The following is a 13,508-nucleotide window of genomic DNA, read 5'->3' on the forward strand; positions in this document are numbered from 1 at the left end:
GTTAGCGCCGCTCGAGCACGACCATCATTCGAAATGCGAGGTGCCTTCGGATCGCGATAGGGAGTGCTCGCTCCAGCGCCAGCACCGGCGCGACAAAGGCGGCGGGCATCAGCGACCAATTCTGGAATCCGCCGCTCAGTGGATAGGCCAGCAGGCTCAGCCAATCGACGTTGCGAACGGCAAGCGAAGGGATGGTCTCTTCCACGCGTTGCCGCGCAGGTTCGCCGGCGAACAGCAGGGTGGGGATCGCCTGGTTGGCGTCGAACGGATCGCGGTTGGGGTTGATCTCGACCGGAGCAAATGGATCGGCCTTCATATCGACCGGCTCTTCGTGAAACCGGTCGTAGAAGCCGCGTGCCAGAGTCGTCATTGCGGGTTCCATCATGGCAAGACAGCCGCCGGGACGCAGCACCCGCGCTGCCTCCCGCAGGAATTCGATCGGCCGTTCGAGGTGATGCAGCACGTCGAGCATCACCACGCCGGCGAACGACTTATCTGCAAACGGCAGCCGGTGGGCGTCGGCGACGGCATCGATGCCGGGAAAGGAAAGGATGTCGGTCGATACGATGTCCGGCCTGAATTCCTTGATGTGAGCCGTTCCGCTGCCGATATCCAGAATGCGCCCTTCCGGACAGGCATCAAGCAACTGCCGGTGAAAATCCTGGTACAGCAGCCGTACCGACTTCTTCCTTTCCCAAAGCGCGCGGTGGGTGACCTGACGCTGGTCCAGACCGCACGAGTGACGTGATGAGGGTGACGTCACTCAGACCGCCTTGAGCTTGCGGTAAGCGAACCAGACCATTTTCAGGAGCAGCCATCCGTCGCGGAAGCGGGAGATCTGGGTCTCGCCGAAGGTGCGCGCCTTGTAGTGGATCGGCGTCTCGATGATCTTCAGATTCTGCTTCGCCGCGCCGAAGATCAGGTCGAAATCGCCGAACGGGTCGAAATTGCCGAAATATGCCCGCTCGCGCGCGAGCACCTCGTAATCCTTGCGCATCAGCACCTTGGTGCCGCACAGCGTATCCGTCATCCGCGTGTTGACGAGATAGCTGAACAGATAGGCGAAGAAGCGGTTGGCGATCAGGTTGAGCGGCCGCATCGCCTCGTCTTCCATCGGGTAGATCAGGCGGGTGCCGTTGACGAAGTCGGCCTTTCCGCTCTCGATGACGGCGTGATATTTCGGCAGCATTTCCGGCGGCATCGTCAGATCCGCATCGAGGATCATCAGGACGTCACGGGTCGCCGCGGCAAAGCCCTTGCGAACCGCATCGCCCTTGCCCTTGCCGTCCTGCTTCAGGACCTTGATGTCCCATTGGCCCTTGTAGGCGTCGCGGACGCGCTCGCATTCCTCGAAAGTGCCGTCGCTCGAGTTGCCCTCGACGAAGATGATTTCCTGCGAACTGCCGAATTTCGGCATGCGCAAAATCGCATTCTCGATGTTGCCGCGCTCATTGCGGCAGGGAACGAGGATGGTGGCGGAAAGTTTGCGGTCGGGAAATTGCCGTACCGGGCGGCCGACGATGTAGGTCCGCAGGCACAGTTTCCGGATGCCCGGCAGCGGCGCGATATAGCGATTGATGAGCGGTCCCAGCCCGAACAGCCGACGCGGCAGCAATTGCCGCTGCTCGTGCCGGATCATCTCGAAATCGGCCAGATCCATCAGGTTGAGGAAGTCGGCGGTGGCGATGTAGTTGACCTTGGGCTGTCGGCTTTTCAGCCGCAGCACTTCGCCGAGCTTGAGGATCGGCTCCCACAGATGGGAGTAATAGGAAATGACGATCCGCGTCGACGGATCGCAAAGCTGATGGACCATTCGTAACGTTTCGTCGATGTTTTCGAACATGCCGATGGTATCGGCTATCACCACGTAGTCGAACGGCCCCTCGATCTGCGCCAGCGTCTGCGGATCTTCGGAATCGCCCAGATGGAATTGCAGGGTGGGGTGAGCGTGCCCTGCTTTTGCCCGGAGGATAGCGGTTGGGCTGAAATCGACACCGACGCCGTAGGAGGGTTCGAGCGCCGCCAGCAGGTCGCCGCGCCCACAACCCAATTCCAGAACGCGCTTTCCCGGCGGAATCAGGAATCGCATGAACTGGTGGTCCGCGCTGTAGTAGACGTCGTTTATCTTGCGCCATCGTTCCTGGTCATCGACGGTGGCCTCCACGTGGTCGAGGAATTCGCGCTTGCGCCGGCTGAGGGGTTCCGGCGAGGCGGCGGGGACGGGTGACGCCAGATTCATAGCGGCCTCAAAAACTCTTGATAGTCTTGCGTTGTGTGCTGATGCCGCCCGTTCGGTGGCTCGGTATTGCACCGGAAAAAGCCGCTCCAGGTATCGGCCGGCCATCGGCTTTTCGCCGAAATTGTCGCCATTGGCAATGGTGGTGCGTACCGTTCCGTCGGTCGGCGAACGGATTGGCCGCGGCCGAATGCTTTATTTAACCTTGCGTTTTCGATATCGCTGCCGGTGGCCGCGACATTCGCCGTGATCCATGCATCGGCGGTGTACCTAGGCCGTCCTTGCGATCGCATTGATGCCGGCGCCGTCCCCGATCATTCGCAAAAGCTCGGGTGCCGTGGAGGGAAGCGGCTGTTCGGTGCGCTCGTCATAGAACTTGTAGCCGTTGGGCACGAAGAACGAGAGCATTTCGTCCAGCGAGGCGCCGCGCTCCACCAGGACGTACGGCGCAATCTCCATCACGAATACCGGGCGCATCGTTGACAGCATGTTGCGCGCGCCGCGCAGCACGTCGCACTCGAATCCGTCGACGTCGAGTTTGACGAGCTGTACCGGCCGGCCGCCGAGCTCCGCCAGCACGCTGTCGACGCTTCGCGCTTTCGCGGCCTCGGTCCGCATTTCACGTCCCAGATGCTTGGCGTGCAGGCCAGCCTGATGCTCGAGCGGCCAGCTTGAATAGATTGCCGCCGGCACCTGATCGGAATCGGTCGCAGTCAGGAAGCAATGGTGCGCAGTCACGCGAGAGGCGAGATCGGGATTGAGTTCGAGATTGCGGCTAAGCTTGCGAAACGCAAAATCGGTGGGCTCGAACGCGAGAACTCGTCCCTTGGGTCCGACTTGCCGCGCGAGCGGCAGCGTGTGCGCGCCGATGTTGGCGCCGATATCCAGCACGAGCGAGCCCGGGGAGACCAGTCTGCGCAGGGCGGCCCTGGTCTGGCGTTCGTAGACGTTGGCCAAGTAGATCGCAAAGTCTATTCCTTGCGACAGGTCCAGGTCGTAGGTAATGCCGTCCCGAACAACGGTCTCTCGATCGGTGCGGCCCAACAGCGAGCGCCCGGCATGAGCAACGTGGTAGATCAGGCGGGCAGCGCCGATCTTGTGGGATGTCTTCATTGATCAGTTCCGATCGCCGCTCGATCGAGGGCAGGGTACTCCTAGCCCGCGGGACATCCGCTGTAAATTCGCCGGGCGGCGGACGGCGGCGTGATGGCCGGAGCGGGCGCGCGGAGTAGAATCCGGATGGTTCGCCGCCTCGTAAGGAGCATTGCTGTTCGGATTTTCTGACTTGCCGTGCCGTTGGGCCTCAATCATTTCCGCATTCGATCGGGCTTTTCTTGGGTCGCCTTGTCGGATTTTTCTCGCGGCGCTTTGCTCGCGAGCTTGGCGATGACGGCAGGATCATATCGATCGAAGCTGAAGACCGCGGTTACAACACTCGCGTTTCTGCGCTTCAAAAGAAACTGCCCGACGAAGCGGGCTGAAGCATTGAAAGCTGTCCTGGCTGCCGCATCCGGCAGGATGTTTCTCAGCGTCGACCCGCAGCACCCGGCAGGATCACAGGCTGTCCTCGGACGCCGCAGGTCCACCGTCCCGTGGTGACGATTTTCGTAGTGTATCCGCATTTGCTCATTGGGCAGGGGGTGGTAGGAAGGGACCGAAGACCTCCTGCTGCCCACCGGCGTCCCAACCATTTCCATGAAAAACGACCAGATCTTGGCCCAGATCACCGACTTCTGCCGCCGCTCCGATATGGCCGAGACAACCTTTGGACGGCGAGCGGTCAATGACGGCAAGCTGGTCGCCCGCCTGCGCGAGGGCAAGCGCATCACGACGGATACGCTGGACCGTATCCAGGCCTATATCGCGGCCTCCACGCCGGGCGGAGTGCTGCCGCCGCGGCCGGAGCCCCCGCCGGAAAGACGCGATCCCCGCGGCAATTTCCGCTTTTTCGAGAACCGGCAAAAGTACCTGTTGTTCGTCCATACCTGTAGCGAGAAGCGGGTGATCGCCGAGCGGGTGGCGCTGGAGCTTGCCAGCCTGCATCCCCGGCCGCCGGCGCTGCGGGTATTCGACGCCGGCTGCGGCGACGGCACGGTGCTGGCGCGGGTGATGCGCGCGATGCACGGCCGCTTTCCCCACATGCCCTTCTACATCGCCGGCAAGGAGCTGAGCCTCGAGGATGTGCGGCTGACGCTGGACAAGATCCCGGACCGGCTGTTCGAGCACCCGGCGACCGTCTTCGTGCTGACCAACATGTACTATGCCGAAGCGCCGTGGCTGGCCCCGGCAACCCCGGCGGCCGCCTCCGGCATGATCTGGCACGAAGTGGCGCTGCGCGGGGCCTCCTCAGGGGAGTTCGAGGCCCAGATCGCGGAGCTGGGGCCGTTCCTGGAGCAGAACTGGCGGGCCAATGTCAGCCCCAAATCGGGCATGCCGATCTATGAACGGCCGGTGGCGCTGGTCCTGTACCGGGAGGACCACCGGTTCCTGCTCGATTCGATCATCCCCCGGGCCGGCCGTTCCGAGGCCAATTTTGACCTGGTGATCGCCTCCCAGCCCTACCGGGCAAAATCCTCTGTGAATTTCCGGGCCAAGCGTATTGTCGCACCGCTGGCGCGGGCGCTGCGGGCCGGTGGCCGGCTGATCGGAATCCACTCCCACGGGCAGGATCCAGGCCTGGAAATCATCCAGGCGGTCTGGCCCGGAGAAAATCCTTTCACGGTGAGCCGTCATGAGCTATTGCGCGCGGTGAAATACGAGTTGGGGTCGGCCGGGCGGGACCTTAATTTTAACGCCTACGCCGATAACCGTTCCATCTTCCGTTATGATATGGAAGCGCTGCCCAACGAGGTCACCGGCCAGATCGGAACCTCGACGGCCTTTGCAGCGTGGAACGCGGCGGTGTATGTCGCCCAGATCGAGGACGACCGGTTGGCGGAACTGACTGAAAACAGCAAAACCCTCGAGGCGACGAGAGAGGTTCTGCGCAAGCATAACGGGCTCTGGTTTTACGACGAATCCTACGTCATCTCGCGCCGTCGAGACTGACACTCCAAACTCAAATCACGAACTGCCGGCGATCCGGTGCGAAAGAGGGTATTGATGCGCGCGTCCTATCTGTTCACCAGCGAGTCGGTTTCCGAGGGCCATCCGGACAAGGTCTGCGACCGGATCTCCGACGAGATCGTCGATCTGTTCTACCGGGAAGGCCCGAAGGCCGGCATCGACCCCTGGCAGATCCGCGCGGCCTGCGAGACACTCGCCACCACCAACAAGGTGGTGATCGCCGGCGAAACCCGCGGCCCGAAATCGGTCACCAATGAGCAGATCGAAGGCGTGGTTCGCGGGGCGATCAAGGACATCGGCTACGAGCAGGACGGTTTCCACTGGGAGAAGTGCGACATCGAGATTCTCCTGCACCCGCAGTCGGCCGACATCGCGCAGGGCGTCGATGCGCTACAGCCGGGCGAGGTCAAGGAAGAGGGCGCTGGCGACCAGGGCATCATGTTCGGTTACGCCACCAACGAAACGCCGGACCTGATGCCGGCGCCGATCTTCTACGCTCACAAGATCCTGCGGCTGATCTCCGAAGCGCGCCATTCCGGCCGCGAGAAGGTTTTGGGCCCGGACTCCAAGAGCCAGGTCACCGTGCAGTACGAGAACGGCAAGCCGGTTGGCGTGCGCGAGATCGTGGTCTCGCACCAGCATCTGGTCGAGGACCTCACCTCCAACCAGGTTCGCGACATCGTCGAGCCCTATGTGCGCGAGGCATTGCCGAAGGAGTGGATCAACGGCAAGACCATCTGGCACATCAACCCGACCGGAAAATTCTACATCGGCGGTCCCGACGGCGACTCCGGGCTGACGGGCCGCAAGATCATCGTCGACACCTATGGTGGTGCTGCTCCGCATGGCGGCGGCGCCTTCTCCGGCAAGGACCCGACCAAGGTCGACCGCTCGGCGGCCTATGCCGCACGCTACGTGGCCAAGAACATCGTTGCCGCCGGTCTGGCCGACCGCTGCACGCTCCAGCTTGCCTATGCGATCGGCGTGGCGCGTCCGCTGTCGATCTACATCGACACCCACGGCACCGGTAAGGTGCCGGAGGACAAGCTCGAGAAGGCGGCTGCCGAGGTCATGGACCTGACGCCGCGCGGCATCCGCTCCCATCTCGATCTCAACCGCCCGATCTACGCACGCACGTCGGCCTACGGCCATTTCGGCCGCACGCCCGACAATGAAGGCGGCTTCTCCTGGGAGAAGACCGATCTGGTCGAACCGCTCAAGCGCGCGGTCTGACTTTCTCCGTAATCTTCTCGCGTATTCCGGAAGGCACAGCTTTCCGGAATATGCTTTTTAAGGGATCAACCGCATGACCGCCGCCGCCAAGAAGCCCACCTTCACCGACTACATCGTCAAGGACATTTCGCTCGCCGAATTCGGCCGCAAGGAAATCTCGCTGGCCGAGACCGAGATGCCCGGCCTGATGGCGACGCGCGAGGAATTCGGCCCCAAGCAGCCCTTGAAGGGCGCACGCATCGCCGGCTCCCTGCACATGACGATCCAGACCGCGGTGCTGATCGAGACGCTCGCGGCACTCGGCGCCGACATCCGCTGGGTCTCCTGCAACATCTATTCGACCCAGGATCACGCTGCGGCCGCAATCGCTGCGGCCGGCATTCCGGTGTTCGCCGTGAAGGGCGAAACGCTGACCGAATACTGGGACTACACCGCAAAGCTGTTTGACTGGCATGGCGGTGGCACGCCCAACATGATCCTCGATGATGGCGGCGATGCCACCATGCTGGTGCATGCCGGCGTCCGCGCCGAGCAGGGCGACACCGCCTTCCTCGACAAGCCGGGCTCCGAGGAAGAAGAGATCTTCTACGCGCTGATCAAGAAGCTGCTGAAGGAAAAGCCGAAAGGCTGGTTCGCCGAGATTGCAAAGAACATCAAAGGCGTCTCGGAAGAGACCACCACCGGCGTGCACCGCCTCTACGAGATGGCGAACAAGGGCACGCTGCTGTTCCCCGCCATCAACGTCAACGACAGCGTCACCAAGTCGAAGTTCGACAACCTCTATGGCTGCCGCGAGTCGCTGGTCGACGGCATCCGCCGCGGCACCGACGTGATGCTGTCGGGCAAGGTTGCGATGGTCGCGGGCTTTGGCGACGTCGGCAAGGGCTCGGCGGCCTCGCTGCGTCAGGCCGGCTGCCGCGTCATGGTCTCCGAAGTCGATCCGATCTGCGCGCTGCAGGCGGCGATGGAAGGCTATGAAGTTGTGACCATGGAAGATGCCGCGCCGCGCGCCGATATCTTCGTGACCGCCACCGGCAACAAGGACATCATCACCATCGAGCACATGCGCGCGATGAAGGATCGCGCCATCGTCTGCAACATCGGCCACTTCGACAACGAGATCCAGATCGCGCATCTGCGCAATCTGAAATGGACCAACATCAAGCCGCAGGTCGACGAGATCGAATTCCCCGACAAGCACCGCATCATCCTGTTGTCGGAAGGGCGCCTGGTGAACCTCGGCAATGCCATGGGCCATCCGTCCTTCGTGATGTCGGCCTCCTTCACCAACCAGACGCTGGCGCAGATCGAGCTGTGGGCCAACAACAAGGACGGCAAGTACGAGAAGAAGGTCTACGTGCTGCCGAAGTCGCTGGACGAAAAGGTCGCCCGCCTGCACCTCGCCAAGATCGGCGTCAAGCTGACCGAGCTGCGCAAGGACCAGGCCGACTACATCGGCGTGAAGCAGGAAGGCCCGTACAAGAGCGATCACTACCGGTACTGAGCAATATTTGTCGCAGTCGAAACGCCGGCCAGTTGGCCGGCGTTTTTTGTTGTCGGTTGGTTGCGTAGTGCCGCTAGACGACCTTGATGCTGGATTCCGCTACCCCGCCATCCTGATTCTTGACGACGACCTTCAGCGTGGCAGGAGCGACCGCGACATCGCCGGGATCGAGCGGAACGACAATTTTCTTGTCGGTGACGGAGGAGGGCTTGCGCTCCTTGCCTTCGACCGTCGCCATGCATTTTTCCTGGAAGCCTTGACCGTAGATCGTGAGCGTCTTGCTTGACTTGTCCAACTGCGCCGGATCGAACGAGGAGATGCTTGGCGGCTTGATATTCAGTCCATTGGTGCGTTGCACCGGATCCTTCATGGCGAATACGACATCGAAGAGCGCCGCCAGTTTGTCAGTGGCCTGCTTCGAAAACATTCCGGCCAGCGCCGCAAAGCCTGCAATGGCATATGGATTTATTTTCGTTGCCGTATCCGGCGTGAGCCCGGTTTGAGGTTGAACCTGAACGGTCGGAATCAGGATGCCGCCCCGGACGATGAAATAAAACAACAGCGCGATGGCGATCCCGACCGGCACCCGCAGGATGAGAAACCAGATCCAGCTCAGGCCCAGCTTTCGATTCCCGACATAGTCCGCAAACGATGTCAGGCTATGCGCCAGGCTCCCCATGGCGCCCGACACCATGACCGTGAACATCAAGTGTCGCTCCGGCGCCCAGGTATGGGAGAAGCCGAAGATGTTGACCGGCCGGAATACCGTCCCACCGAAATCCGGTACCGGCCATGTCGTGATCAGAAGATAAAGCAGCAGGACCGAGAGCAGGATGAAGTAAATCCCAACCCGCCGGATGACGGTGTCCGGCGCCGGATCGACGATGGTCTCGTGACTGCGCGATGACTCGGAATTTTGCGACGTATCACTCATCACACGCCCTCAAAAATGCATCACATCAAATAACTACTTATGGTAGTTCGAGTTTTGGCTGCAATCAACCGCCTGAAGGCCGCCGGGCGGCTTGTTCATTGCGAGGCGATAGCAGGCGATTGCTCCTGACCTCCGCCGTTTCCGAGTTGATTTTTCGCCGCCTTGGACCGCTAATCGACCCATGGCAGCATCACCAGAACATTTCGACGTCCTCATAGTCGGCGCCGGTCTCTCCGGCATCGGCGCGGGCTATCACTTGCAGGACAAATGTCCGGGCAAAAGCTACATCATCCTCGAGGGACGCGACTGCATCGGCGGCACCTGGGACCTGTTTCGTTATCCCGGCATCCGCTCCGACAGCGACATGTTCACGCTCGGCTATTCCTTCAAGCCGTGGACCGAACCGAAGGCGATCGCCGACGGGCCGAATATCCTCAACTACGTCCGGCAGACCGCGGCCGAGAACGGCATCGACAAGCAGATCAGGTTTCATCACCGGGTGAAACGCGCATCGTGGTCGTCGCCGGATGCGCGCTGGACGGTGGAGGCCGAGCGCGGGACGGTTGTGGGCGGAAGCGAGATCGTGCGCTTCACCTGCAGTTTCCTGTTCATGTGCTCCGGCTACTACAAATACGAAGAGGGCTACACGCCGGAGTTTTCAGGCAGCGCCGGTTTCGAAGGCCAGATCGTGCATCCGCAAAAATGGCCGGAAGACCTCGACTATGCCGGAAAACGCGTGGTGGTGATCGGCTCGGGCGCGACCGCCGTGACGCTGGTGCCGGAGATGGCCAAGACCGCCGGTCATGTCACCATGCTACAGCGCTCGCCGACCTATGTGGTGGCGCGGCCGGCAGAGGACGTGCTGGCCAACAAGCTGCGGCGGGTTTCTGCAAAGCTCGGCTATCACCTGATCCGCTGGCGCAACGTGCTGCTCGGCATGTATTTCTTCCAGCTCTCCCGCCGCAAGCCGGAGCGGGTCAAGAAGCTGATCCTCGGCGGCGTCAGGGTGGCGCTCGGGCCGGACTATGACGTCGCGACGCATTTCACCCCGCGCTACAATCCCTGGGACCAGCGGCTGTGCCTGGTGCCGGACGGGGATCTGTTCAAGTCGATCCGGGAGGGACGTGCCTCGGTCGTTACCAACACGATCGACACGTTCACGAAGAACGGCATCCGTCTGAAGGAAGGCAGCGAGCTCGAGGCCGATATCATCGTCACCGCGACCGGGCTGGTGCTCCAGGTGCTCGGCGGAATCGACGTCAGCGTCGACGGCCGCGCGGTCGATTTTGCAAAGACGCTGAACTACAAGGGCATGATGTATTCGGACGTGCCGAATCTCGCGGCCGCCTTCGGCTACACCAACGCCTCATGGACGCTGAAATGCGATCTCACCTGCGAATATGTCTGCCGCCTGATCAACTACATGGACAAGCGCGGCTATCGGCAATGCGTGCCGCATAATCTCGACCCCGCCATCACCGAACGGCCGTCGCTGGATTTTTCCTCCGGCTATGTGCAGCGCGCGATCGCAAAGATGCCCAAGCAAGGCTCGAAGCGGCCGTGGCGGCTGTACCAGAACTACGCGCTCGACATCGTCACCCTGCGCTACGGCAGCATCGACGACGGGGTGATGCGGTATTCCTGACGCGCGGCTCTTGTCTTGATATGCCGGCCGGGCATGCCGTTGCTAGACGATGAAATGGCCGTCCGATGCGCGCGCGACATGCTCTGCCAGATAGTCAGGCACTGCCACGGTATGAACGCCTTCGAGCGGGGTGGAATTGATCGAGGAACTGACATTCAAATAGGTGAAGATGCTGTTGTTGGAATAAGTCTGGCCATCGAAGGCGATGACGCGCAATTCGTCGGAGGTGCCGGCCGCTCCGGCCACGAATGTGGTGAGTGCGAGTTGCGCTGCCGTCAGACCGACGACCGTCTGCGACGGGAGCGCCACGCCGTTGTAGGCAAAGTGGCCGCTGCTGGCCGACGAATTGGCATCGTAGATGTAGTAGGTCAGGCTGTCGCCGTCGGAATCGGAGGCGCCGAACAGGCTGGAAGCAGCGATCACCTGTCCCGGGTTTGCCGCAACATTTGCCGATGGCAGCGTGATGACCGGCGCGTGATTGGTGTTGGAGCCGGCCACGCCGACGTTCAGATAAGTGAAGATGCTGTCGTTGGAATAGGTCTGGCCATCGAAGGCGATGACGCGCAACTCATCGGAACTGCCGGCCGTTCCGGCCACGAAAGTGGTGAGGGCCAGTTGCGCTGTCGTCAGTCCGACGACCGTCTGCGACGGGAGCGCTACCCCGTTGTAGGCAAAATGGCCGCTGCTGGCCGACGAATTGGCATCGTAGATGTAGTAGGTCAGGCTGTCGCCGTCGGAATCGGTTGCACCGAACAGACTTGAGGCGGCGATCACCTGTCCCGCGCTCGTCGCCACATTCGCCGACGGCAGCGTGATGACCGGTGCGTGATTGACGCTGGGGTCGGCAACGTTGACGTCCAGATAGGTAAAGATGCTGCTGTTTGAATAGGTCTGGCCATCGAAGGCGATGACGCCCAATTCATCGGAACTGCCGGCTGCTCCGGCCACGAATGTGGTGAGAGCCAGTTCCGCTGCGGTCAATTTCACGACTGTCTGCGACGGGAGCGCGACGCCGTTGTAAGCGAAGTGGCCACTGCTGGCCGAGGAATTGCCGTCGTAGATGTAATAGGTGAGGTTGTCACCGTCGGAATCGGTCGCGCTGAACAGGCTGGAAGCGGCGATCACCTGTCCCGCGCTCGCTGCCACATTTGCCGACGGCAGCGTGATGACCGGGGCGTGATTGACGCTGGGGCCGGCAACGTTGACGTTCAGATAGGTAAAGATGCTGTTGTTGGAATAGGTCTGGCCATCGAAGACGATGACGCCCAATTCATCGGAAGTGCCGGCAGCTCCGGCCACGAATGTGGTGAGAGCCAGTTCCGCTGCGGTCAGTTTCACGGCCGTCTGCGACGGCAGCGCCACGCCGTTGTAGGCGAAGTGGCCGCTGCTGGCCGAGGAATTGCCGTCGTAGATGTAATAGGTCAGGTTGTCGCCGTCGGAATCGGTCGCGCTGAACAGGCTGGAGACGGCGATCAATTGCGCGGCCGTGGCGGAGACGGTGGCGCCGGACGTCAGGCTGACCGTCGGCGAATGATTGAGCGCGGTCACCGTCTGGTCGTCGAATTGCAGGCGTTCCACGCGCGTCAGCGTGTCGGTGCCGTCGGGGCCGACCACGCGAATGCTGCCGTTGCCGAGATCGGTGATCGTGTAGGGCGAGCGGTTTCCGGCAAACACCACGGTGTCGGTGCCGGGGCCACCATCGATCGTGTCATTGCCCTGGCCAGCGCTGATCAGATCGTTGTAGGTCGATCCGGCCAGAGTTTCGCCGCTGTTGGACCCGTTGATCAAATACAGATGATCGGGGGACAGCCGATAGATCGTGACCGACGAGGGGATGACCAACGGGGCGTAGTTCGCCGCATGGGTCGAGACCTGGCCAGTGTAGTTGTCGAATACCGTGAGCACGCCGTTCGAAGTGCTGACCACGGTGAAGGTGTGCTTGCCGCCATCGGTCCAGCCCACACGCACGATGTCGCCGGGCTGAAGTAGCGATTGCCAGTTGGCGGCCGGGTTGGGATCGGACCCGCGATAGGCGATGCGCCAGAATCCCGCGCTCTGGTTTTGGGCCGGATTCTGATAGAAGTTGGTGACGTCGTAATCAAGCGTCGCCCCGGCTGCCGCCGCAACGTTGGCCGCGATGGCGTGACAATCGTTAGGGTTGACGACTCCGGTATAGGCGGCGGCGTATCTTTGGGCGGATGCCACGATGTCGGCCGGCGTGGGCGCGCCGTTTCCCGCGGTTGGACTCAGCAGCGACGGTGCGACGACATTGATTCCGTATCGAACAAATTCATCCGGAGAACCCGCGGGGTTGACCGGAACCGTCACATAGAGGTTGTGAAGCATGTTGTTGCCGACAACCACCGTGGTGGTCGCGAGTTGCGCCGCCGTCAAGGTGACCCGATGGAAATCGCCCGTCGTGGAGCCGCCGATATCGACCCCGTTCACGAAATACTGGTTGACGCTCGGATGGGCGGGATCCCAATAGCTCGAGTTCTGCTCCTGTAGATAAGCGGGACTAAAATAGACGATCGTGAAACTCGAATATCCGCCATAGTTGGGTCCGAACGCGCCCGACAGGATCGACGACAGCGTCACGGTCGTGCCGACGCCTCCGACGACGGCGATTGGCAATTGCTGGGAGAGAATGCCGTTGATTGGCGTGACGGTCACGTTTCACCCCTCGAAGGGCGCGGGTCGTGGTTGCACGGTCGCGGTTGCACGGTCGCGGGGCACTGACTTTCTGACACTATTGCGAAAGAGATCGGGCAAGTCGGAAAACTGACGTTGCGGGCCTGTATCCGGTGTTGGCTCGCGTGCGCGAACTGCCGGCAGTATACTTGGTCGAAATGTCGGCTCAAGGCGGGCTTCCAGTCACATTTGGATAGTT

General features: G+C 61.7%; 10 protein-coding genes. 4 read left to right on the forward strand and 6 right to left on the reverse strand.

All coding sequences use genetic code 11. The annotated features are described in order from the left end of the window. Window position 1: 1 nt before the first annotated feature. The 4 genes from JQ628_RS01740 to JQ628_RS01755 all read right to left on the reverse strand — a co-directional run bounded on the left by JQ628_RS01740 (window position 2) and on the right by JQ628_RS01755 (window position 3,963). A complete protein-coding gene (locus tag JQ628_RS01740) occupies window positions 2-763 on the reverse strand; it encodes a class I SAM-dependent methyltransferase (protein WP_349628007.1) in 762 nt (253 codons plus the stop codon). Next, window positions 764-2,239, reverse strand: coding sequence for a glycosyltransferase (locus tag JQ628_RS01745; RefSeq protein ID WP_212218214.1), 1,476 nt, complete (start codon window positions 2,237-2,239; stop codon window positions 764-766). It abuts the gene before it with no gap. Between the two features lie 267 nt (window positions 2,240-2,506). Continuing rightward, window positions 2,507-3,349 carry an FkbM family methyltransferase gene (locus tag JQ628_RS01750; RefSeq protein ID WP_212218217.1) on the reverse strand — a complete coding sequence of 281 codons (843 nt, stop codon included), beginning with the start codon at window positions 3,347-3,349 and terminating at the stop codon, window positions 2,507-2,509. 194 nt (window positions 3,350-3,543) lie between these two features. Continuing rightward, window positions 3,544-3,963 (reverse strand): hypothetical protein, encoded by a 420-nt coding sequence (locus tag JQ628_RS01755; protein WP_212218221.1) that lies wholly within the window; start codon window positions 3,961-3,963, stop codon window positions 3,544-3,546. Between JQ628_RS01755 and JQ628_RS01760 the strand changes: the two genes are divergently transcribed. The 3 genes from JQ628_RS01760 to ahcY all read left to right on the forward strand — a co-directional run bounded on the left by JQ628_RS01760 (window position 3,932) and on the right by ahcY (window position 8,039). Further along, on the forward strand, window positions 3,932-5,284 hold the full coding sequence (locus tag JQ628_RS01760; protein WP_212218224.1) for a hypothetical protein: 1,353 nt from the start codon (window positions 3,932-3,934) through the stop codon (window positions 5,282-5,284). The two genes, JQ628_RS01755 and JQ628_RS01760, sit on opposite strands and share 32 nt — an antisense overlap. A gap of 54 nt (window positions 5,285-5,338) precedes the next feature. Continuing rightward, the gene (gene metK / locus JQ628_RS01765) at window positions 5,339-6,535 is read left to right on the forward strand and encodes a methionine adenosyltransferase (RefSeq protein ID WP_212218227.1); all 1,197 of its coding nucleotides are present in this window, start codon (window positions 5,339-5,341) and stop codon (window positions 6,533-6,535) included. A gap of 73 nt (window positions 6,536-6,608) precedes the next feature. Then, window positions 6,609-8,039, forward strand: coding sequence for an adenosylhomocysteinase (gene ahcY / locus JQ628_RS01770; RefSeq protein WP_212218230.1), 1,431 nt, complete (start codon window positions 6,609-6,611; stop codon window positions 8,037-8,039). 73 nt (window positions 8,040-8,112) lie between these two features. Here the strand turns inward: ahcY and JQ628_RS01775 are convergent, their stop codons facing one another. Next, window positions 8,113-8,973 carry an IPT/TIG domain-containing protein gene (locus JQ628_RS01775; RefSeq protein WP_212218233.1) on the reverse strand — a complete coding sequence of 287 codons (861 nt, stop codon included), beginning with the start codon at window positions 8,971-8,973 and terminating at the stop codon, window positions 8,113-8,115. A 181-nt stretch (window positions 8,974-9,154) separates the two neighbouring features. Between JQ628_RS01775 and JQ628_RS01780 the strand changes: the two genes are divergently transcribed. Continuing rightward, window positions 9,155-10,618, forward strand: coding sequence for a flavin-containing monooxygenase (locus tag JQ628_RS01780; protein ID WP_212218236.1), 1,464 nt, complete (start codon window positions 9,155-9,157; stop codon window positions 10,616-10,618). 42 nt (window positions 10,619-10,660) lie between these two features. Here the strand turns inward: JQ628_RS01780 and JQ628_RS01785 are convergent, their stop codons facing one another. Then, a complete protein-coding gene (locus JQ628_RS01785; RefSeq protein WP_212218239.1) occupies window positions 10,661-13,291 on the reverse strand; it encodes a hypothetical protein in 2,631 nt (876 codons plus the stop codon). Window positions 13,292-13,508 lie beyond the last annotated feature (217 nt).

Origin of the sequence: Bradyrhizobium lablabi (assembly GCF_018129385.1) — a bacterium.
Classification (GTDB): domain Bacteria; phylum Pseudomonadota; class Alphaproteobacteria; order Rhizobiales; family Xanthobacteraceae; genus Bradyrhizobium; species Bradyrhizobium lablabi_C.

Coding starts and splice junctions, on each gene's coding strand:
- JQ628_RS01745 (WP_212218214.1), bottom strand. CDS start 2,239: ATGAATCTGGCGTCACCCGTCCCCGCCGCCTCGCCGGAACCCCTCAGC.
- JQ628_RS01775 (WP_212218233.1), bottom strand. CDS start 8,973: ATGAGTGATACGTCGCAAAATTCCGAGTCATCGCGCAGTCACGAGACC.
- JQ628_RS01780 (WP_212218236.1), top strand. CDS start 9,155: ATGGCAGCATCACCAGAACATTTCGACGTCCTCATAGTCGGCGCCGGT.
- ahcY (WP_212218230.1), top strand. CDS start 6,609: ATGACCGCCGCCGCCAAGAAGCCCACCTTCACCGACTACATCGTCAAG.
- JQ628_RS01750 (WP_212218217.1), bottom strand. CDS start 3,349: ATGAAGACATCCCACAAGATCGGCGCTGCCCGCCTGATCTACCACGTT.
- JQ628_RS01760 (WP_212218224.1), top strand. CDS start 3,932: ATGAAAAACGACCAGATCTTGGCCCAGATCACCGACTTCTGCCGCCGC.
- metK (WP_212218227.1), top strand. CDS start 5,339: ATGCGCGCGTCCTATCTGTTCACCAGCGAGTCGGTTTCCGAGGGCCAT.